Genomic DNA, 21,182 nt, shown 5'->3' on the forward strand with positions numbered 1-21,182 from the left:
CCTTGGTAACGCAAAACGCCGCCCAGCTTTATGACGTCACTGGGCGGCGTTCTTGTAGGCAGGTCACGTTTATCAGGTCATGTTTATATAGTGCAGTGTTAGCGTTAATCAGGCCAAACCAGATGCGCGGGTACACGCCCTTTTGCATCAAAGGCCACGCCTTCGTCACGCAGTTTTTGGTGCTGACGAGCTGCCCCACCGTGATCGGCAAGTTTTAAGGATGACGCAATCACCCGATGCCAAGGCAACTGATGACCATCCGGCAAATGGCGCATGGCTGAGCCTACCATGCGCGGTGTGGCGCCTTCGGTCATGGTGGCAATCCGCCCATAGGTGGTCACCCGCCCTGCCGGGATCTGATCGACAATCGTGTAAATCTGTTCAAGCAGTTCAGGGCGTGCCATCGCGGGTATCTCCGTTTCAACCTCAGGCCTTAACTCTCGACCTTATAAAGCGTCCACCTGCTGATCAATCGCTTGGAACGCTTCTTTAAGGGCAGCGCCGCGCGTTGCGTCACCCATGTTTAAACCTTCAGCGTAGACCACGTCGACATCCTTGATGCCTATCAGGCCCAGCATGCTTTTCAAGTGCGGCGTTTGGCTATCAAGCTCAGTACCGGCATACATGCCACCGCGAGCCGCCAGAATGAGTGCGCGCTTACCTTCAAGTAAGCCCTGAGGACCATTTTCCGTGTAGCGGAAAGTTTCGCCAGCGCGCAACACGCGGTCAAACCACGCTTTTAACTGCGAAGGGATGCCCAGGTTATACATCGGCACAGCAATCACCAGCACGTCGCTAGCACTCAGTTCGGCAATCAGCTCATCAGAACGCAGCACCAGCGCCTTTTGCTCTTCGTTACGCTCATCTACCGGGGTTTGCCATGCGCCCAGTTCGGCGATATCCAGGTGGGGCAACGCATTGGTAACCACATTGCGAGTGGTAATCTCAACCCCATCGCGAGCAGCAGCGCGCGTTTCAAAATGGCTTGCCAGGGCGTTAGACTGACCATTTTCGCCAAGTACAGAGGAGGTTATCAGAAGGGCACGAGTGGTCATGTAATGCTCCAAAAAAACGTAATAAATTAAAGGATTGGAGCTATTTTACGGTGATTCTAATTAATCAAAAGCGCAATGATCTGCGCATTATATTCGATAAAATCGAATCGTTAAGCCGAACACAAAAAACCCCGCTCGAAGCGGGGTCTTTAACTGGCTGGCCGTTAGGGCTTTTTGGGCCATGCCTTAGGGTCGACCTTGTTGGCAAGCTTGGGGAACTTGCTGGGATCGAAGGTAGGCTCTTTGCCCGCTTTTAACTGCTGCTCGTAGTCACGGAACAGCGCAAAGGCAACGGGCGACAGCATCAAGATAGCCACCAGGTTAATAATCGCCATCATTCCCATGGAGAGATCGGCAAAGTTCCAGATCGCGCCCAAGCTCGCCATCGAGCCCACCATGATCATTGCCAGTACCGCCAAACGATAAATAAACACGGCAACCGGTGCACGCCGACCGGCCAGATACTCAATGTTGGATTCACCATACGAGTAGTTGGCGATCACCGAGGTGAAGGCAAACAGTAAAATCGCGACCGCAACGAACATGGCCCCCCAATCGCCCACGTGGCTTGAAAGCGCCATCTGGGTCAATTGAATGCCGTTATTCTCTTCGCCCGCCAGAAGCTCCGGGCCCGCCATGATAATAATCGCCGCTGTTGCGGTACAAATCACCAGCGTATCCAGAAACACGCCCAGCATTTGGATGAAACCTTGCGCCGCCGGGTGATTGGGGCGCGTGCTGGCTGTTGCCGCCGCGTTAGGTGCTGACCCCATACCCGCTTCGTTGGAGAACAAGCCACGCTGAATACCATTCATGATCGCTTGCGAAACGGCATAGCCCACGGCGCCGCCGGCGGCCTGCTCAATGCCGAAGGCGCTGCGGATAATTGTCATGATCGCGGCAGGGAAATCACTGATATTAAGCGCCACCACTACCAGCGCGAGGATCAGGTATAGCAGCGCCATCAGCGGCACGACCAGCTCAGCGACCTTGGCTATTGATTTCAAACCACCGAAGATAATCGGCGTTACAACGACCACCAAAACTAACCCCATGGCCCAGGTGGGAACGGCAAATGCCTGCTCCATGGCCTGGGCGATGGAGTTGGCCTGCACGCTGTTAAACGCCAATCCAAACGCCACAATCAAACAGATAGAGAACAACACGGCCAGCCAGCGCAAGCCCAGACCACGTTCAATATAGCGGGCCGGCCCGCCGCGGAACGTGTTATCGCCATGGTCGGTTTTGTACGCCTGCGCCAGGGTAGACTCGATAAAGCTGGTCGCCATACCCACCATGGCGGTCATCCACATCCAAAAAATCGCGCCGGGGCCACCAAAGTAAATCGCCACGGCCACACCCGCCAAATTACCGGTACCTACCCTGGCGGCTAAGCTTGTAGATAATGCCTGGAAAGAAGAGATGCCGTCACCGGCGTCCCGGGAAGTGCGCAGCAGCTTAAACATATGGCCAAAATAACGCACCTGAATACCACGCGTCATGATCGTAAAATAAAGGCCTGCACCGATCAGTAGATAAATCAGCACACTGCCCCATAGCAGACCATTGCCGCGATCAACGACCGCCGTCAACAGTTGAGGAAACGAAAAATCCATGCCACACGCCTTTTAAAATCATTTGAGGCGCTTCATTCTTCACGCCTGCACCAAAATGGCAAGAAAATTGACGTATTTATTCCTATATTGCTCCCATAAACTTAAATTTGACCTATTAACCACTGCCGGACGAAGGAGACTTCACCACCTATCTGGCGTAGCTTGAGCGCGGACAACGCCCCTTCAACCCACCGATGGGCTCGCGTATGCTATGGCTTTTTTATTCGCCCATGCCTTTTTTCTTTTTTTGCCGGTGGGAGACAGGATGTCACGCACATTACTGAAAGGACTTGGCCTGCTGGTGGGTTTACTGGCGCTCGCCATCATGTGGCGCTGGATGCAGCAGACAGGCTTGCTTACCCAGGCGCATCTTACCGCCGTGGTCAACCTGGTTAGCCAGTGGCAAACCGCGCCTTGGATGTTTGCCGCGGTGATGGCGGTATACACCGGCACACTGCTTGTTATGTTTCCGCTCAGCCTGCTGGTGGTGGTGACCGGGTTACTGTTCGGGCCTGCGTGGGGGTTAGCGTACGCCACGCTGGGTACGCTCAGCTCTTCGGTTGTTTCTTACTGGGTAGGCCACTGGCTGGGGCGCGAGGCGCTAATGCGCTATGGCGGCCGCCATCTGCGTGGGCTTTCAGGCTACCTATCCGAACGCGGTATTCGCACCATGACCGTGATTAATCTTCTGCCGCTGGCACCGTTTACGTTAACCAACATGCTCGCGGGTGCCTTCCACCTTAACTTTCGGGATTACATGATTGGCTCAACCCTGGGTATTGTACCGGGGCTTGCGGCGGTCATTCTGCTGGGCAGCCAGCTTGGCGCACTCTTTACCGCCGCCTCGCCCCGAGAGCTGGTAATCGCAGGGCTCGGACTGATAGCGGGTATTGGTTTACTGTTTGGACTCAAGCGCTACGCGGCCCGGCGAACGCCTGAGGCTAAATAGGCTTAGCGAGGCGTCGAATGGTATTTGGCCAATACATCTGCGTAAAAACCGCCAATCGTCGTCGCGAAGTTTTCAATATCAAAATCAGCGGCAAACTCGCGCGCCTGATCTCCGAGTGTCTGCCTTAACGTTTCATCGCCCGCTAGTGTAAGAATGCGCCGCCCCCAGGCCTGGCGGTTCTGGGGCGTTTTATAGCCATTAAAACCTTCCCGCACGACGTCATCGATGCCACTTGAGCGCACGGCGACCACCGGCATGCCGGCCGCCATTGCTTCAAGAATAACCATCCCCTGGGTTTCCGAGGTGGAGGCAAATACAAACATATCCCCTAGATGGTAATAAAGCGCCATCTTTTCAGGTGGTACAGCGCCAGCCAGCGTCACGTCATCAGCCAGTCCTAAGTGTTCTATCTGTTGTTGTATTGTCTGGCGATCCGGCCCTTCCCCTATTAGAAGCAGATGCAAATCGTCATGGCCCTGCTGCTTAAGTTCCGCTAGCGAATCCAGCATAAAGCCAATATTTTTCTCCTGACTAATACGCGAAACGCTGACCAGTATTGCTTGCGCCGGCTGAATACCCAACTGTCCGCGTAGAGCGGCCAAGGAAGACTCATCCACCTGCTGAAATCGGGCAAAATCAATGCCCGTCGGCTGCACGAGTGTGGGCGTTTTTACCCCTATCATGCGCAAGTACTCTTCGGCTGAATAGGTCGGCACGATGACCCCCTGACAGCCGTTTGAAAAACGCTTGATCAAATAGTGCGAGATCAAGTTACGAAACAAGACGCTGGGCAGGGGCACAAAATGCGCATAGTGTTCCAAGCGGGTGTGATAGGTGTACACCACCGGCACTTTTAAGCGCCGCCCCATCAATAACCCCATCGACCCTAACCAGAACGGATGATGGACATGGATAATATCGGGCTTAAAGGCTCGCAGGTAACGGCGAAAACGAGCGTTGAACGGATTGGTTAAGCGGAACTCACGCTTTTCACCGAAGGCCATCAACGTAGGAATACGTTTGATTGCCGCATCGTCCTGCCATGCTTCGCGATAACGCGGTACATAAAGCTGAAGCGTATGACCCAGCTCGCTCAGCCCACGGCGCAGGCGGTCGACCGACACTGATACGCCCGATACAAAAGGAAAATAGTTGTTGGATACCATCGCTACCCGCAACGGCTTTCCCAGGTAAGGCGTTGGATCAATATCAAAATCAGGATAGTAGTCCCGCTCTTCAAAAATCAGCTGATACAGGCGCATGGCCAGCAGGGTTAAAAGGCCCACAATCAACAAAAACCGTGGATAGCTAATATAAAAAAACGCATAAATCGTGGAGCCGATGCTGCTTAGCATCCGCCACCAGCCGGGCAAGTTAACGTTTAAGCGGATGGGGGTGACCGTGATATTTTCACCGTTAACATCCACCACCACATAGTGGTGAAAGCTGCTTTCGGCATTCATTAAAATGCCCCCTGCCCCACCGGTAGTAATGTAATTGACGCCATTAACGGTCTGGTCAGAAAAAAGCGACAAGTTCGCTGAAAACACTGTATCCACCGCATAGCTTTCGGCGAGCCGCATGATGCCATCACTCAGAGCGGTATCGTTTAAATAGTTATCTGACTCAAACGGGGGCGCCTCATTAATCACGTTATGCAGCGGCAGGCCGACAAAGACAAAACGGTGTTCAGCCTCTGACGCCGCAAGCTCACGTTCCAGCCAGTCCAACTGCCATGATGTTGAAGACTTGCCAGTGCCGTCCAGAAAGATAAAGTGGCTATTGCCCGCCCCAAACGAGTAAAAATGCGGGCCAAAATGCTCATAGAAAAGATAGCTGCCAAAATCGCTGTCTTCGTTATCCCCATAGGTGAGCAGATAAGGAATATTGAGTGCTTCCATACTGTCGTAAATGGCTTGGTAGCTCTCCTGCTGGCCGCTGCTGACAGCGTTACCAGCAGAAACCAGAAAGTCGATACCGCCCTGATTAAGCTGGGGCACGATTTCGTTACGAAACACGCTCACCGAGTTGTTGATATTGCCGACCACAGCAAACCGATAGGCATCGCGTTCAGAAAGTGCATCGCGAATGTCGGCAACTTCCAGGGTATGCACCGACTCAAACGTAGGCTCGGCCACGTAAAGCCATACCTGGTGAGTAACCAGAACAGCTACCAACGCCAGATTAAGCACAAAGAAAAGCCGTATCCAGCGCTTATGAGAACGTTGGAAAGCACGCAGGAAAGAGCGTTGAGAGGACATCTAGAACGGCTTACTCATGTGAATTAGACAAATAATATAACGGTATATTCATTTAGCGTGTTTCGCAGCCGTTAAGTGTCGCTAATAAGCGTCGAGGACCGCCTTGGTCGCGATGCTCGCCTAACCAAAGGCCTTGCCATGTGCCCAGTGCTAACCGCCCATCGCGCACGGCAAGCGTTACCTGGGTGCCCAACAAACTGGCGGCCACATGCGCAGGCATATCATCGGGGCCTTCCAGCGTGTGTCGAAAGTAGCTCAGCCCTTCGGGTATCAGATTACCCATAAAAGCATTTAAATCATGCCGTACATCCGGGTCGGTATTTTCATTAAGAGTAAGCGACGCCGAAGTATGCATGAGCTGCAGGTGCAAAAGTCCCACGCAGCATTCCGACAAGCAAGGCAGTGCACGAGCCACCTCATCGGTAATCAAGTGAAATCCCCGTGCCAACTCAGCCAAGTGAATTTCCTGCTGATGCCACATAAAATACTCCTTTATTCGGCGCGCCTTTATTTTAAGGTCATGCTCACCGTAGCCGATTTATTAGCGCTTATCGTTTGGCCACGCGGATAAGATACCCATTTTATCCAATGGTTTCCGCCGTTAGGCGATGACTTCGTACATTAGCTAGGATAACTATCAATGGGCACTGGTGGCAGGTCCTGATCGTGATTACCTATGGATTCTTTCGCGCACGCCCACGTTGGATAGCGACACTGAGCAACGCCTTCGTCAACGGGCTGCCGAGCTCGACTTCCCGACCGATGAGCTGATTAGGGTAGCTCATGGTGAAGAGTGTCCCCGCCATTAACGAAGCCTTTGTACCGCAGGTAGCGGTGGCACCCGCCCGGTAATCTCACGCTGCACGTAGTCGATAAACGCGCGTAACCGGGCAGGCACATGGCGGCGCTGCTCAAACACCGCGTAGAAATCCGCCCGCACGCCTTGCCATTGCGTCAATAACGGCTGCAGCGCTCCACTGGCAAGGTGCTCGTTCACATCCCACCAGGAACGCAGCATAACCCCATGACCATCCAGCGCCATGCGGGTAATTACCTCACCATCATTACTGGCAAGCCGCCCACTGACTTTCACCGACTGAACGTGCTCCGGGTCATCGCAACGCTCAAAACGCCACAGCGGAAAATCCGTATCGTTTTCACGAATCAGCAAGCAGGTCTGGCGTGAAAGTTCCGCAGGTGTCGTCAATGCCGGCATTTGGGCAATATAGGCAGGGGCAGCACACAGCACTCGGCGATTGGGCAAAATGGGCTTGGCGATCAAACGCGAATCGGGCGGCTCGCCAATCCGGATGCCCACATCAAAGCCGTGATCGCTTAGGTTCATAGGGAAATTGGTGAGTTCTAACCACCCTTCCACCTCGGCGTGGGCTTCGCAAAACTTGGATAGCAGCGGCGCGATATGCCGCCTCCCAAAGCCAAAGGTCGCGTTGACCCGCAGTCGCCCGCTGAGCCCCTGGCGATGCGTATCGGTAAGTGAATTCTCAAGCTCCCCCAGCTCATCCAGGATCAGCGCCCCGCGTGATAAGTAGCGCTCGCCCTCTGCCGTTAGCGTTAACCGCCTAGTGGTACGTGCAGCAAGTTCCACGCCCAGCCTTGCTTCTAACTGTTTTAAGCGTTTGCTTACCGCCGACAGTGAAAGCCCCAGCTCACGTGCCGTAGTCGTTAAGCTTCCCGCACGGGCCAACGTCTGGAAAAACGCAAGATCGTCTAGTGCCGACATGGATTCTCTACTTTTAAACAACAATAGCTTGCATAGTAGCCTGATTATTATCTTCTCCAAAGCCGCTACACTTTTCTAGCTAGTGTTCATAAGAGCTTTTTTAATACGAGTCTTAATAACGCGTCTTAACAACACGTCTTAACAACAAACCAGGAGTCCATATGGCCCACCGCATTGCAGTTATCGCTGGCGACGGCATTGGCACCGAAGTCATGCCCGAAGGTATTCGTGCCTTAGAGGCCGCTGCCAAACGCTTTAATATTGATCTTGAGTTCACAACGTTTGAGTTTGGCAGCTGCGACTACTACCTTGAGCACGGCCAAATGATGCCGGACGACTGGTTTGAACAGCTCAAAGATTTCGATGCGCTGTTTTATGGTGCCGTGGGCTGGCCTGAAAAAGTCCCTGATCACATTTCCTTATGGGGGTCGCTGCTCCAGTTCCGCCGCCGGTTCGATCAATACATTAATTTGCGCCCCTGTAAACTGATGCCCGGCATCCAAAGCCCCTTGGCCGGTCGTAAACCGGGCGATATAGACTTCTACGTGGTACGCGAGAATACCGAAGGCGAGTACTCAAGCATTGGCGGCAAGATGTTTGAAGGCACCGAACGCGAAATCGTCATCCAGGAAACCGTGATGAGCCGCACTGGCGTTGACCGGGTACTGAAGTACGCGTTTGACCTGGCCCAAACCCGCCCGCGTAAAAAGCTCACCTCGGCCACCAAGTCCAACGGCATCTCCATCACCATGCCCTACTGGGATGAGCGGGTGCTGGAAATGGCCAAGCAGTACCCGGACATCAGCGTAGATAAATTTCATATCGATATTCTAACCGCCAACTTCGTGCTGCATCCGGACTGGTTCGACGTGGTCGTGGGTAGCAACCTGTTTGGCGACATTCTGTCCGACCTGGGTCCGGCGTGTACTGGCACCATCGGCATTGCCCCTTCGGCCAATATTAATCCGGAAGGCAAATTTCCCAGCCTGTTCGAGCCGGTACACGGCAGCGCCCCGGATATTGCAGGCAAGGGTATCGCCAATCCGATTGGCCAGATCTGGTCTGGCGCTATGATGCTTGAGCATCTGGGCTATAAAGAAGCCGCTGATGCGATGGTCACGGCTATAGAAAACGTGCTTAGCGAAGGCGACAGCCAAGTGGTCACCCGCGATGTTGGCGGCCAGGGCACTACTGAAAGTCTGGGCCGCGCGATTGCTGACACCATTGCCAAGTAACGTTTATTACGCTTAAAGCCAGCTGCCCGAATGAAATATGTCGGGCAGTCGTATGCATGACTTATAGCGGCTTATGTTCTACCTTTTTGTTTGAGGCCTTATTTAGATCGTACTTGAGATCGTACTTGAGACAGTTGCGGATTCGCTTCGCCAATAGCGCTAATAACAAAAGCTAGGACAATCCCATGAAACTTGGACGTCGTCAGTTCCTCTCGGCAACGGCTGCCTTAGCCGCTGTCGGCACCTCATCACCGCTCTTTGCTCTCCAAACCTCGCTGGGGGGCGTTCCTGATCGCTACCCCATCGATGCCTGGAAAGTCGAAGATCCCCGATTCAATGACTACACGATTTTCAATAGCCCTCTGGAACGCCACTGGAGCGGCGGGCTATGGACTGAAGGGCCGGCATGGAATGCTGTGGGGCGCTACGTTGTATTCAGCGATATTCCACGCGCCCTACAAATGCGCTGGGACGAAGCAACTGATCAGGTCAGCGTGTTAAGACACAATGTCGGGTACTCCAACGGCAATACGTTCGATCATCAAGGGCGCCTAATCTCCTGCGAACATTACCCATCACGCGTATTGCGCTACGAATGGGATGGCTCCACTACGGTACTGGCCGAGCGCTATCAGGGTAAACCACTGAACGCCCCTAACGATTTAGTGGCACTGCCCTCGGGTGGCGTAATCTTCACCGACCCGGGATATGGCGCTCATTTTGACTACGAGGGTAAAAAGCGCGCCTTGGAACTCGAAACAGCGATCTACTACGTCGACGATAGTCTTGATGAGCCCATCAAGCTCACCGAGGATATCCACAAACCCAACGGGATCGTATTGACGCCGGATGGCCGCAGTTTTTACGCTAGCGATAGCGCCCCGACCCATTTTGAAGAGCCCGCCAGAATTATTCGCTGGGCACTTAGCGAGGACGGACGAAGCGTTAGTGACCGGCAGGTAGTCGTCACCAGTGAAGATACGATTTTCGACGGCATGGCCTGCGATATAGACGGCAATATCTGGTCAAGTGCCAACGGTGGCGAGGGAATCGATGGGGTGGTGGTATTTTCGCCGACAGGTGAACTCTTGGGGCGTGTGTTACTGCCCGAGGTGTGTTCCAACGTGTGCTTTGCTGGTAAGGGGCGTAACCGCCTGTTTATGACGGCCAGCCAATCCGTCTATACCATTTACACAGCGACTCGCGGAGCCTAGCTATTGATAAAGCCTCACTGAATTTCATCAGTGAGGCTTGCGTTTTTCAGGCTAGGCTAAAGTAGCGGTTAACCCGCCAGCTTCGCGGCAATTTTTGCAACGTGCTCGCCCTGAAAACGGGCGAGTTTCAGCTCTCGCTCGCTGGGCTGGCGAGAGCCGTCGCTACCGGCAAGCGTTGCCGCGCCGTAGGGATTGCCGCCACTTACTTCTGAAATATCGAACTGCTCTTCAATGCCGTAGCCGATCGGCACGATCACCATGCCGTGATGGGCAAGCGTCGTCCAAGTAGACGTGACCGTCATCTCTTCGCCACCGCCGGTTCCGGTAGACGTAAACACGCTAGCCACTTTGCCACGCAGCGCGCCGCTTGCCCATAAGCCACCCGTTTGATCAAGGAAGGTTCGCATTTGGCCCGTCATATTGCCAAAACGGGTGGGGGTGCCAAAAATAATGGCGTCGTAATCGGCAAGTTCCTGAGGAGTTGCTTCCGGTGTATCGTAATCCTGCTTGCCCCCTGCGTTTTTGAAGGCTTCTTCCGGCATAGTTTCAGGTACGCGTTTGACGCTTACCTCCACCCCACTTACCTGCTTCGCCCCTTCAGCAACGGCTTTGGCCAAGGTATCAACATGGCCATACATTGAATAGTAAAGTACCAATATCTTTGTCATTGCTTACTCCTTTGGACTATTTTTAACGACTAGATTTTAGCTGCGTTAATGGCATCCCCATGGGGAACGACTACACCTTAGCCTAGCCCGCCATGGGTAAAAGCGAATGTTTTCATCGGCTACTTTCGGTTTTCTCCACGGCTTTTACCTTGCGCAGATACACCGCGGTGACTAGCTTTTAACAGTTGAATTTAACAAATGAGTTTTTAACAAATGATTGTGCCGCGAACGACAAGGACCCCGTCAAATGACTATATTTGAAGCGCTACGCAAAGATCATGATCTACAGCGTGACCTGATGGAACGCTTAGTCAACACTCACGGTGACAGTGAAGAGCGCGATACGCTTTATCAGCAGGTTAAGCATGAGCTACAGCATCATGCTATCGCTGAAGAACGCGCGTTTTATATTCCGTTAATGGAATTGGACTTAACCCAGGAAAAAGCCCGCCACAGCGTCGCCGAGCACCATGAAATTGACGAGCTTCTTGAGCAGCTGGATAGCACCGACTATAGCGCGTCAAGCTGGCTGACCTATGCCAAGCAGCTACAGCATCTGGTCACTCACCATCTGGATGAAGAAGAGCAGGAAGTCTTCCAACTGGCAGGTCGTGGCCTGAAAGCGCCACAAAAAACCTCGCTTGCCGGTGAGTACGAAGAAGAAATGCAGCGTCTGCGTCAAGCCTAAGTTTTACAGAGAAGTTAGCCCCGCTCTTGTTAAACGCTCGCCTTTTGGCGAGCGTTTTAGGTTATCGTCTTACACGAGGGCACCCGCCATTTTCATAACCACGACGCCAATACTTGCTCCCACTCTTGAGCATGTTAAACATGACAAGTGAATTTTTAACTAATAACAAGAGGCTGATGATGCTGGAGCACTGGCTTGACTGGACCCTGGATGACCGTCTGCCCACACGGCGAAGCGGCCGATTTGCCAGTGGCTCTTATACGTTTCACGCCCCTGGGGTGATGGAGCTTACCCCGAAGACGCCTCAACCCGATGCCCACTGCTGTATTTTTTCAGCCGCCATTCACGGCAATGAAACGGCCCCGGTCGAGCTGATAGGTGCTTGGCTGAGCGCTTTGGAAGCTGGAAGTATCACGCTTGGAGCGCCAGTACTGGTAATTCTGGGCAACATTCCTGCATTGCGTGTCCAGCAGCGCTTTATCGAAACCAATCTTAACCGGCTCTTTAACCGCGATTTAAGCGACAGCGGTGTAGAACCTGACCGTGCCCGCGAACTAATGGCCGCCGTGGATAGGTTTTATGCAGACCACGCCCAACGTCCCAAACTGCACTACGATTTACATACCGCGATTCGTGACAGCCTTTTTCCGCGTTTTATCGTAGAACCATTTTCAAAAACGGCCACTACGGCCGATCAATGGCATTGGCTTGCCGCAGCTGGCATGCAGGCGGTACTTCATCAACATCAGACAAGCTGGACATTTTCTCACTACAGCAAGCACTATCATCAAGCGCAGGCGTTTACCTTTGAGCTGGGCCGGGTAGCGCCTTTCGGGCAAAATGATATGGCACCGCTTGCGCCCATGCAGGCGCTGTTAACCGCACTAAGTCAAGGTCAAACGCCCCCACGGCAGGTTCCGGAGAAGATGACGTTTTTCCAGGTCCAGCATGAACTTATGCGTCAGGCGGAAGACTTTACTCTTTACTTTGCAAGCGACACGCCCAATTTCAGCTGCTTTGAGCCGGGGACCCGCCTGGCGTGGGATAGCGTAGCGGGCGATTTCATCGTGGGTGACACACCACTTTACGTGGTGTTCCCTAATGCTAATGTCGCTATCGGCGCTCGGGCGGCGCTTTTAGTATCACCGTCCCAAGCAGTAAATTAGGCGGCAAAATCACCAATAGTTATTTAATAACAACAACCTAGGGGCGAATCAAAGCCATAATGCGGATAACTTGCGGCAGACTTCCTACATTTATCGTATAAGGAAAGCACGCAATTTCTGCTGGGCCTGATAGAATCGCCACTTTTTTCGCGCCAGCCGCATTCGACAACATACGCAAAATAAACGTGTTGCTACCGCGGCGACTTTGTACTGGAGCCTATGTTTATGGCCGCTACTCCCCTGGAAGTGCGTAATATTAAAAAGCGCTTCGGCGATACAGAAGTTTTAAAAGGCCTCTCACTTGAAGCTCAAAAAGGTGATGTGATCACGCTGATTGGCGCTTCAGGGTCAGGCAAGAGTACCTTTTTGCGTTGCATGAACCTGCTCGAGCAACCCGATGAAGGCGAGATTATTCTTCACGGCGACCCAATCCGCTTTAAGCAAACCCGGCATGGGCGTGAACCTGCCGATTGGAAACAGGTCGTGCAAATGCGCGCCAAGCTTTCGATGGTGTTTCAGAATTTCAATCTTTGGGCGCATATGACGCTGCTTGAAAACATTATCGAAGCACCGGTTCATGTACTAGGCATCCCCAAGAAAGAAGCCATCGAACAAGCCAATGCCTTGCTTGAACGTGTGGGATTAACCGCTCGCGCCAATGCCTACCCGGTACAAATGTCGGGCGGCCAACAGCAGCGCGGCGCGATTGCCCGGGCGCTGGCCATGAATCCAGAAGTCATGCTGTTTGATGAACCGACCTCTGCGCTTGACCCTGAATTGGTCGGTGACGTGCTGAAAGTCATGCGCGATCTGGCCAATGAAGGGCGCACCATGGTGGTGGTCACCCACGAGATGAGCTTTGCCCGGGATGTTTCAAGCCAAGTGATCTACCTTCATCAAGGGCTGGTGGAAGAGGCCGGTAAGCCTGACGAGGTATTGGGCAACCCGCAGTCGTCTCGGCTTAAACAGTTTCTTACCCCCCACTACTGATCTGCGAGGCGACCATGCTGGATTTGCAAGGGTACGGCCCGCGTTTGATCGAAGGCGCTGGGGTTACCGTCCAACTAGCCGTTTTATCGCTTCTGTTAGCCGTTGCGCTAGGCCTGTTGACCGCCACGGCCAAGATGTCGCGTAACTGGTTTTTACATCGCACGGCCACGCTCTACACCACGCTCATTCGTGGTGTGCCTGACCTTGTGCTGATGATGCTGCTGTTTTACGGCGGCCAGATAGGCGTTAACGCCATTAGCGACATTCTTTATTACGATTTTGAGATTGATCTTTATATCAATTTCAACGCTTTCGCCGCAGGCGTGCTGACCATCGGGTTTATTTTCGGTGCCTATATGGGGGAAACCTTCCGCGGCGCCTTCATGGCCGTGGACAACGGCCAGATAGAAGCAGGTAAAGCCTACGGCATGAGCAGCGGCCTAGTTTTCCGACGCATTCGGTTTCCGCAGATGATGCGCCATGCCCTGCCTGGGCTTTCCAACAACTGGATGGTCCTGCTGAAAACCACCGCGCTTGTGTCGGTGATCGGCCTGACCGATATGGTTCGCGTGGCAGCAGAAGCCTCTCGCGCCACCCACGAGCCGTTTGTGTTTTTAATTCCTGTAGCGGTTGCCTACCTGTTGATTGCCAGCGTCTCCGAGTGGATTTTTGCCCGGTTACAAAAGCGCTACGACATCGGCTTCGGGGAGCATTGAAATGCCAGATATTTCCGCTTGGTTCAACGATCTTTTATCCGGCAATCTGATTTTCACGCCGACCACACTGGGCTATTACTGGACAGGGCTTGTGACCACCTCACAGCTGGTGTTCCTGTCGTTAGTGATCGGGCTGGCACTGGCGGTGCCGCTTGCCATCATGCGCAGCTCGCGGCGTAAATGGATCAGCCTGCCAGTGTATGTTTACACCTACGTGTTTCGCGGCACGCCGCTGCTGATCCAGCTGTATATTATTTACTACGGCGTGGTGTTTTTTGACGGTATTCAGGAAAGCTTTTTCTGGCCGATTTTCCGCGAGGCGTTCTATCCCGCGCTGATCGCCTTTACGCTTAATACCGCCGCCTACACGACCGAGATTTTCCGGGGTGCCATCAAGGCAACGTCCAAGGGCGAAATCGAAGCAGCGCGTGCTTACGGTATGTCTCAGGGGCTAATGATGCGGCGTATTATTATCCCCAGCGCCTTTCGCCGTGCCCTGCCCGCTTACGGCAATGAAGTAATTTTCATGCTACATGCCAGCGCCATTGCCAGCGTAGTCACCCTGATGGATCTGACCGGTGCGGCCCGTTATGTCTACTCACGGTTCTATACACCGTTTGAGCCATTTCTGTTCGTGGCGTTGATTTATCTTTGTCTTACGTTTGCCATCCTGTTCTTCTTCCGTTTTCTGGAAAAGAAATTGTTGGCTCACCTTAAGCCGCAAACCCTTTGATCGATTAGGCTTAATAGTAAGCGTCAAACAAACGTTGGTTCACATAGCGTATTTCTCTTTTCGCCAACCTCAACCTGGGTTACGTTAAAGAGGATCACCTTGTGTGAACCTGTTTTACAACGGAGCTTAATAATGAAAAAACTGCTATCGGTTTCCTTGATCGGCTTGGCGGTGGCTGCGGCCTCTTCTGCACAGGCACGCGACTATGACCACGTGCGCATCGGCGTTGATGTTCCTTACGTTCCGATGGAATACCGCACTGCTGAAGGCGACCTAACCGGTTTTGATATTGACCTGGGTAACGCCATGTGTGAAGAAATCGGCGTTACCTGTGAATGGGTCGAGCAGGAGTGGGACGGCATTATTCCGGGTCTTCTGTCACGTAACTATGATGCGGTCATGTCGTCCATGACGATTAACGATGAGCGTCGCCAGCAGGTGCTTTTCTCAGAGCCCTACATCACCATGCCGTCAGCCTGGTTTGCGGCAAGCGACCTGGATATCGATGAAGCCAACGAAGAGACCCTTGAAGGCCTGACCATCGGCGTTCAGCGCGGTACGCTTCAGGACAACTACGTCACCGACAACTACAGCAGTGTCGCCGATATCAGCCGCTACTCTACTGCCGATGATATGGTGCTGGATATGGACGCTCAGCGTCTGGATATCGTCTTCCTCGACTTCCCGATCGGCCAGTCCACTCTGGTTGAGAACGAAGATGGCGACTACACCATCGTGGGCGAGAAAATCTCCGAGCCTAAAGAGTACTTTGGCGACGGCTTTGGTATCGCCTTCCGCCAGCGTGACGAAGCGCTTGCCGAGAAATTCAACGAAGCGCTCGCCACTCTGAAAGAAGATGGCACCTACGACGAAATCCACGCCCGCTACTTCGGCGAAGAGTAATCGTCTCTTCTCCCCGGTTTATGCCGGGGAGAAGCCCCTGCTTAGCCCCTTCCATTCTATTTCCTCACCTCTTTTCTACTGCTGCCCCATGACGCCGTTCCTGGGCATTTTCTTATCTTTAAACCTTGGCTTACATACAGCGCTTCCTCGAATTGCTACCAAGATGAGCAAATTCAGTGAACTAGCCGTGCTACTATCAGTCTCTCAAAGCAAGCTAGTGACCGACAGGGAGGTTTTATGGCTAATGCATCGTCACCGTTACGACCCTCTTCCCATTGGACGGGCTGGGGCCAGTGGCTCGCGTTGATCACCATGACGGTGGATCATCTTACCCGCTACGTACTTCCTTGGGATTTAAGCTGGGCAGGTTCTTCCATTGGGCGAATCGCTTTTCCGCTATTTGCCGCCATGGTGGCTTGGCATGGGTTGTTCAATACGCGTAATCCATTACGCTACTCGCGGCGTATTCTAATTATCGGCCTGGTAGCACAAGTGCCCTACATGCTGATGCCGCGCGCCTCTGATGCGCTGATTCTTAACGTGTGTTTTACCCTGGCAAGTGGCCTGGCTCTGGGCACGCTGGTACGCCAGGGCTGGCAGCATTACCAACAGCAAACCCTGGGGTTTGGCTGGCTTCTGCTAGGTGCGGCGGTAGGCGTTACGCTTTGGTATCTGCTGGGCTTCTGGGTGGAGTATGGTCACAACGGCCTGCTGTTGATTCCTCTGCTCATGTTTGCCATGCACGCGCTAAGTCAGGCAGGGTCTCATTTTCAATCACGCTTATGGGCAGGGCTCGCGGCATTTCCGGTGCTTTGGATCGCCGGTCAGATGAACGCCTCGGACATGGCTAAATCCTTTACCGTGGCTACCTGCTTGGTTGTGCTGATACTCGCCGCAGGCGCTGCCCGGCGAGTCGCCCCCGTACAGCTTGCCATGCCGCGTAGGCTTTGGTTGGCCTGGTATCCTGGGCACTTTGCCTTAATAGCGCTGTGGCTGCTTGTCAGCGGTCAACTCGCCATTTAAACGTCTTGCTGAGAAGAGCCGGGCTGCGTAAAGTTTTCCTTAACGGCCTTACGCATCCACGGCTGGTAGCGTTTCATCTGATTGCGTCCCTCGGCTTTGGCTTGATACATGGCAATATCTGCCTGCTTTAACATTTCAGGAGCATCGCAATGCTCTGTTTCAAAGCAGGTGTAGCCTATGCTGGGCGTTACTTTCAGCCAACGGTTTTCCAAGCGGTAGGCGCCTGCAAGGATCTGCTCTAACCGCTGCATAAAATCCTGAACCTGCTGTTCGGCTATTGAGCTATTGGCTGTCTCGAACAGTGCTAGCAGTACAAATTCATCACCACTCAAACGTGCGGCCATCCCCGTTTCACCTTTGCACTGCTCCAAGCGGCGAGCCACCTGTATTAACAAGTCATCCCCCGCAGCATGCCCCAAGCTATCGTTAATAAGCTTGAAACGATCCATATCCAAAAACACGATAAGTCCGGTTTTGAGCAATTTTTCATCGCTCAAGCGGTTCAAGCTATCAATAAACAGTCGGCGATTAGGAAGATCCGTCAACGCATCGTAATAAGCCTGTCGATAAATTATCGCTTCAGAGCGCTTTTGCTCAGTGAAATCTTCAATAATCGCAATACCGCCGATCTTATGATCACTTGCCGTACGCACCGCGTTGAAAAACGATCGCAGCGGCGTTCCCTGGTCATGGCGGGGTAGGTAAAAGGTACCCTCGTAGTACCCCGTGCCTTTTTCCAGAGCATCAGCCACCGCTGTTGCTACCTTCTGATCTGCACGGTGATCCAGCATGCAGTACCCAAGCAATTGATCGCGTGTACCACCCAATATTTCCAGCAGCTTGTCATTGCAGTTGGTAATCACGCCTTGCGAATCAAGGTGCAGACCCCCCAGCGGGGAGTGTAAATAAATAGATTGATAACGATCTTCGCTCTCTTGAAGCAGGGCTTCTCTAGAGGCCATCTCCACACGTAGTGCGATGTTGTCGTGGATAATGTGGCTAAGCCTACGGCTGGTGACCAGTATCAGGCCCATGAAAAGCAGCACCAGCAAGCACATTTGTGATGAAAGTTGCCCGCCATAAAGCAAGAACTGAATGGGTAATGGCAGCAAGATTGGCATCACAAAAAGTATAGCCACCCACCATACCGACGACAGTGTTGTCACACCACCAGCGGCAATGCCCGCCATCACGATAGTGAGAATAGTCGTTTGTTTGGCGTACTCTGGGCTAAAAAACAGAATCGAGGCAGCCCCCCACACACAGCCAGCTAGAAAAGCGCTCTGAGAAAACCACAGCAACCAATCGGGATTTTTTTGATTATTAGCCGACGCATGATGATATCGATAAGCCAACCTCAAACGTAATATCGAAACCAGTATTAAGGCAGCCAACCAGCCCATCAATAATAGCGCGCTGACGATTGTCCACAGCGCCGCTACCAGCAGGCCACCTGCAAATATGCTAGTTAGCACTGGCTGCCATAGCTTTTCATAGAGCAGGCAGACTTTCTCTACCTGTAAACGGCAAGCCGCTTTTTGATGAGCGTACGGATGGCCGCCAAACCTGAACAGCTTGGCGGTCATCCTTGCAAGAGGCGGCATACTGACATCCTGATTATTAATCTTATTTTATATAATCGGCAGATATGCATATTTATTAAATCAATAGTTGGAATACTTTAAGGATACCAACCCTCTGCGCTAGCCCCTGGCGTGCAAAAACAAGAACGTTTTCTCGTACGCTGCTGGCGTTACAGCGACGACTCAAAACTCCACTCAACCGGCGGAGCATCTGGCAGTAATGCCTGGCAGGCGCGAACCTTTTCCAGAAGCTCTGTATGGGTAGTCGCCACCACGTTCACATGGGCTAGCTTGCGCCCTGCTCGCTCGGCTTTGTCGTAACGATGCAGGTGGGTATTGGCAAGCTTGAGCATGGCCACGTTATCGCCTTCCTGGCCGATCACATTGACCATGCAGGTGGGCGCAATGGCCACGGTGCTGCCCAGCGGCAATCCCTGAATCGCACGAAGGTGGTTCTCAAACTGGCTAGTGACCGCGCCATCCATTGTCCAGTGGCCGGAGTTATGCACTCGCGGCGCCATCTCGTTGGCCAGCAGGCTGCCATCGCGGGTCTGAAACAGCTCAAGCGCCAGCACGCCCACGTAATCCAGCTCGTCCAGCAAGGTGCGAATATACGTATCCGCGGTTTGCTGAACCTGAACGTCCAGATCCGGCAGCGGCGCCACCGAGTAGCGCAGAATGCCGCCCACGTGCTGGTTTTCCGCCATGGGGTAGAAAACCGCTTCGCCATCGCGGCCGCGCACGGCAATCATCGACACTTCACGGACAAAATCGACAAACGCTTCAACGATCAGCTGCGCATGGCCGATGCTCTGCCACGCCTCAGCCGCCTCTTCAGGGGCTTTTAACACCGCCTGGCCTTTACCGTCGTAACCTTCAGTGACGGATTTTGCTACCACCGGGCAGCCAAGCTCCCGGGCGGCCGCTTCAAGCTGCTCGGCACTTTCAACGACGCGATAAGCCGGTGTCGGAATATTTAAACGATCAAACAGGGCTTTCTCTTCAACCCGGTTTTGGCAAACCTCGATCGCCCGGCTGCTGGGATAAACCGGCTTATGTTTTTCGATCTCCTGCACAAGCGACACCGGCAGATGCTCGAATTCATAGGTGACCACGTCCACCTTGGCGAGAAACTCCGCCAAATGCTGATTATCTGGATCAACGATAACCTCGCCAATGCCAGCGCTGGGATTACCCGTGGTATCTAAAAAGGTAAACCGGTTGCCCAGCGGATAACCGGCGAGCGCCAGCATGCGGCCTAGCTGGCCTGCGCCTAGAACGCCAATGTTCATCGGGTGTCTCCTTATTCTGCATCCGGCGCAGGGCGCGGGTCCGGATTATCCAGCACCAGCTGGGTCTGCTCGGCGCGGAAGGCATCGACGGCATCACGTACCGCACTGTCCTGCAGGCCCACAATCTGAGCGGCCAGCAGGCCCGCATTGGTCGCGCCCGCTTTACCGATCGCCAGTGTACCCACCGCGATACCCCCCGGCATCTGGGCAATCGAAAGCAGTGAATCAAGCCCCTTCAAGGCTTTAGACTCAACCGGCACGCCCAACACCGGCAGCGGCGTTTGTGAGGCCACCATCCCCGGCAGGTGGGCAGCGCCCCCGGCACCGGCCACAATCACCTGCAGGCCACGCCCAGCGGCGCTTTTAGCATAGTCAAACAGCAGGTCGGGCGTGCGGTGGGCGGATACCACGCGCGTTTCATAGGCAACGCCTAAGCGCTCCAGCATCGTGACCGCATGCTCCATCACCGGCCAATCGGATTTGGACCCCATGATGACGCCCACTTTGGGTGCGCTATTCGACGACATGCCATTTCTCCCCGGCCAGTGGCCTTATAAAAAATGATAAAAGTGCCGCACGCCAGAAGCTGAAGCGCACGCTAAAATGAGGCGCATAGTTTACCAGAGCTGGGGCGCAAGCGGGTGTTCACAAATGTCGCTAAATTTTCATCAAATTAAATATTGAAAAGCATCTGCGTTGGCGGCATTGTGTATTCGTCATTTCAGACTTATGGAGTCACATGAGTACGGCATACTCGACTGCTCACGCAGAAACGCTGGATCCTCCGCGAAGCAGCCCTGACCTCGACGTCAGGGAATTAGAAAAACGCACGCGCCTAATGCGCATTATCACGCGTTTGATTGCAGTATCAGACCTAGGAAGTCGGGAGATTGCCCGCCAGGCAGGCCTTCCCGTACAGAAGATTAGCGATTTGCTCGCCGGCAGGCTTGAGCACCTGAACATTGACGAACTCAATGTTCTGCGCCGCACACTAGAACTGGAGGCGCCATAGCAGCAGCCCTCCCATCACCAAATCGACAAACGCCTCGCAAATGCGAGGCGTTTTTTTATGGCACCAATCAGCAGCTAGCCAGCTAGTCTTCGCGCTGCTCGAACGCTTCGGCGGCCTGAATCGCTTCTTTCTCAGAGGTATGTTCAGAAACCACCACTTCATTTTCCGGCTGGGATACATCCACGACTTGCCAGCCAGTAATGGTTTCTTTCAGATCAGAGACATCAAACACCGGGTCGATGCGGGCTTGTCGGGTAGACATTCTACTCTCCTTGGATTTACGACAATTGACGTATTACCAGCGTAGAAGACAAAACCGTCGAGGGAAAAGACGTTG

The 21,182-nt window shown here is 53.4% G+C and carries 22 protein-coding genes and 1 pseudogene; 12 read left to right on the forward strand and 11 right to left on the reverse strand.

Going from position 1 to position 21,182, the window contains the following annotated elements; translation table 11 throughout:
• Positions 1 to 104 precede the first annotated feature (104 nt).
• The 3 genes from ACT3XD_RS10290 to ACT3XD_RS10300 form a co-directional block, all read right to left on the reverse strand.
• Positions 105 to 404, reverse strand: coding sequence for an MGMT family protein (locus tag ACT3XD_RS10290; protein WP_192538762.1), 300 nt, complete (start codon positions 402 to 404; stop codon positions 105 to 107).
• Positions 405 to 446: 42 nt separating this feature from the next.
• Positions 447 to 1,055 (reverse strand): FMN-dependent NADH-azoreductase, encoded by a 609-nt coding sequence (locus ACT3XD_RS10295; RefSeq protein WP_192538763.1) that lies wholly within the window; start codon positions 1,053 to 1,055, stop codon positions 447 to 449.
• Positions 1,056 to 1,219: 164 nt separating this feature from the next.
• Positions 1,220 to 2,671: an alanine/glycine:cation symporter family protein gene (locus tag ACT3XD_RS10300; protein WP_192538764.1), complete on the reverse strand. Its 1,452-nt coding sequence runs from the start codon at positions 2,669 to 2,671 to the stop codon at positions 1,220 to 1,222.
• Positions 2,672 to 2,936: 265 nt separating this feature from the next.
• Here ACT3XD_RS10300 and ACT3XD_RS10305 point away from each other — a divergent pair, with 265 nt between their 5' ends.
• Entirely contained in the window at positions 2,937 to 3,620 is a 684-nt protein-coding gene (locus ACT3XD_RS10305; protein WP_192538765.1) for a TVP38/TMEM64 family protein, read from the forward strand.
• A gap of 2 nt (positions 3,621 to 3,622) precedes the next feature.
• Here ACT3XD_RS10305 and ACT3XD_RS10310 read toward each other — a convergent pair whose 3' ends face one another.
• On the reverse strand, positions 3,623 to 5,881 hold the full coding sequence (locus tag ACT3XD_RS10310; RefSeq protein ID WP_192538766.1) for a glycosyltransferase: 2,259 nt from the start codon (positions 5,879 to 5,881) through the stop codon (positions 3,623 to 3,625).
• Positions 5,882 to 5,933: 52 nt separating this feature from the next.
• Positions 5,934 to 6,362, reverse strand: coding sequence for a secondary thiamine-phosphate synthase enzyme YjbQ (locus ACT3XD_RS10315; RefSeq protein ID WP_192538767.1), 429 nt, complete (start codon positions 6,360 to 6,362; stop codon positions 5,934 to 5,936).
• A gap of 160 nt (positions 6,363 to 6,522) precedes the next feature.
• Here ACT3XD_RS10315 and ACT3XD_RS10320 point away from each other — a divergent pair.
• A pseudogene (locus ACT3XD_RS10320) lies at positions 6,523 to 6,690 on the forward strand (lipocalin family protein); the annotation flags it as partial.
• Here ACT3XD_RS10320 and ACT3XD_RS10325 read toward each other — a convergent pair.
• Entirely contained in the window at positions 6,687 to 7,622 is a 936-nt protein-coding gene (locus ACT3XD_RS10325) for a LysR family transcriptional regulator (RefSeq protein WP_192538768.1), read from the reverse strand. The pseudogene ACT3XD_RS10320 and the gene ACT3XD_RS10325 sit on opposite strands and share 4 nt — an antisense overlap.
• Positions 7,623 to 7,783: 161 nt before the next feature.
• On the opposite strand from ACT3XD_RS10325, the gene ACT3XD_RS10330 reads away from it, so the two are divergent.
• Together ACT3XD_RS10330 and ACT3XD_RS10335 are read left to right on the forward strand one after the other, a co-directional pair.
• Positions 7,784 to 8,857, forward strand: a complete 1,074-nt coding sequence (locus tag ACT3XD_RS10330; protein WP_192538769.1) for a tartrate dehydrogenase — start codon at positions 7,784 to 7,786, stop codon at positions 8,855 to 8,857.
• A 185-nt stretch (positions 8,858 to 9,042) separates the two neighbouring features.
• A complete protein-coding gene (locus ACT3XD_RS10335) occupies positions 9,043 to 10,071 on the forward strand; it encodes an SMP-30/gluconolactonase/LRE family protein (RefSeq protein ID WP_192538770.1) in 1,029 nt (342 codons plus the stop codon).
• Positions 10,072 to 10,139: 68 nt separating this feature from the next.
• Here ACT3XD_RS10335 and wrbA read toward each other — a convergent pair whose 3' ends face one another.
• Complete coding sequence (gene wrbA / locus ACT3XD_RS10340) at positions 10,140 to 10,739, reverse strand: NAD(P)H:quinone oxidoreductase (RefSeq protein WP_192538771.1); 600 nt, start codon at positions 10,737 to 10,739, stop codon at positions 10,140 to 10,142.
• 247 nt (positions 10,740 to 10,986) lie between these two features.
• Between wrbA and ACT3XD_RS10345 the strand changes: the two genes are divergently transcribed.
• The 7 genes from ACT3XD_RS10345 (at position 10,987) to ACT3XD_RS10375 (ending at position 16,958) form a co-directional block, all read left to right on the forward strand.
• Positions 10,987 to 11,427, forward strand: coding sequence for a hemerythrin domain-containing protein (locus ACT3XD_RS10345; protein WP_192538772.1), 441 nt, complete (start codon positions 10,987 to 10,989; stop codon positions 11,425 to 11,427).
• Between the two features lie 179 nt (positions 11,428 to 11,606).
• The gene (locus tag ACT3XD_RS10350; RefSeq protein ID WP_192538788.1) at positions 11,607 to 12,593 is read left to right on the forward strand and encodes a succinylglutamate desuccinylase; all 987 of its coding nucleotides are present in this window, start codon (positions 11,607 to 11,609) and stop codon (positions 12,591 to 12,593) included.
• Positions 12,594 to 12,812: 219 nt separating this feature from the next.
• A complete protein-coding gene (locus tag ACT3XD_RS10355; protein ID WP_407648051.1) occupies positions 12,813 to 13,583 on the forward strand; it encodes an ABC transporter ATP-binding protein in 771 nt (256 codons plus the stop codon).
• A 14-nt stretch (positions 13,584 to 13,597) separates the two neighbouring features.
• Positions 13,598 to 14,299: an ABC transporter permease gene (locus tag ACT3XD_RS10360; RefSeq protein ID WP_018918638.1), complete on the forward strand. Its 702-nt coding sequence runs from the start codon at positions 13,598 to 13,600 to the stop codon at positions 14,297 to 14,299.
• A 1-nt stretch (position 14,300) separates the two neighbouring features.
• The gene (locus ACT3XD_RS10365) at positions 14,301 to 15,032 is read left to right on the forward strand and encodes an ABC transporter permease (protein ID WP_192538774.1); all 732 of its coding nucleotides are present in this window, start codon (positions 14,301 to 14,303) and stop codon (positions 15,030 to 15,032) included.
• A 132-nt stretch (positions 15,033 to 15,164) separates the two neighbouring features.
• Positions 15,165 to 15,935, forward strand: a complete 771-nt coding sequence (locus tag ACT3XD_RS10370) for a transporter substrate-binding domain-containing protein (protein WP_192538775.1) — start codon at positions 15,165 to 15,167, stop codon at positions 15,933 to 15,935.
• A gap of 237 nt (positions 15,936 to 16,172) precedes the next feature.
• Positions 16,173 to 16,958, forward strand: coding sequence for a TraX family protein (locus ACT3XD_RS10375; protein WP_192538776.1), 786 nt, complete (start codon positions 16,173 to 16,175; stop codon positions 16,956 to 16,958).
• Here the strand turns inward: ACT3XD_RS10375 and ACT3XD_RS10380 are convergent.
• The 3 genes from ACT3XD_RS10380 to purE all read right to left on the reverse strand — a co-directional run bounded on the left by ACT3XD_RS10380 (position 16,955) and on the right by purE (position 20,360).
• Positions 16,955 to 18,562: a sensor domain-containing diguanylate cyclase gene (locus ACT3XD_RS10380; protein ID WP_192538777.1), complete on the reverse strand. Its 1,608-nt coding sequence runs from the start codon at positions 18,560 to 18,562 to the stop codon at positions 16,955 to 16,957. The two genes, ACT3XD_RS10375 and ACT3XD_RS10380, sit on opposite strands and share 4 nt — an antisense overlap.
• A gap of 149 nt (positions 18,563 to 18,711) precedes the next feature.
• Positions 18,712 to 19,833: a 5-(carboxyamino)imidazole ribonucleotide synthase gene (locus ACT3XD_RS10385; protein ID WP_192538778.1), complete on the reverse strand. Its 1,122-nt coding sequence runs from the start codon at positions 19,831 to 19,833 to the stop codon at positions 18,712 to 18,714.
• 11 nt (positions 19,834 to 19,844) lie between these two features.
• Positions 19,845 to 20,360, reverse strand: a complete 516-nt coding sequence (gene purE, locus ACT3XD_RS10390) for a 5-(carboxyamino)imidazole ribonucleotide mutase (RefSeq protein ID WP_192538779.1) — start codon at positions 20,358 to 20,360, stop codon at positions 19,845 to 19,847.
• Between the two features lie 212 nt (positions 20,361 to 20,572).
• Here purE and ACT3XD_RS10395 point away from each other — a divergent pair, with 212 nt between their 5' ends.
• A complete protein-coding gene (locus ACT3XD_RS10395) occupies positions 20,573 to 20,845 on the forward strand; it encodes an XRE family transcriptional regulator (protein ID WP_018918645.1) in 273 nt (90 codons plus the stop codon).
• Positions 20,846 to 20,927: 82 nt separating this feature from the next.
• Here ACT3XD_RS10395 and ACT3XD_RS10400 read toward each other — a convergent pair whose 3' ends face one another.
• Positions 20,928 to 21,107: a hypothetical protein gene (locus ACT3XD_RS10400; RefSeq protein WP_018918646.1), complete on the reverse strand. Its 180-nt coding sequence runs from the start codon at positions 21,105 to 21,107 to the stop codon at positions 20,928 to 20,930.
• Positions 21,108 to 21,182: the final 75 nt, after the last annotated feature.

The sequence above is a fragment of the Halomonas sp. AOP7-B1-5 genome, from assembly GCF_052353045.1.
GTDB classification, from domain to species: Bacteria; Pseudomonadota; Gammaproteobacteria; order Pseudomonadales; family Halomonadaceae; genus Vreelandella; species Vreelandella colorata.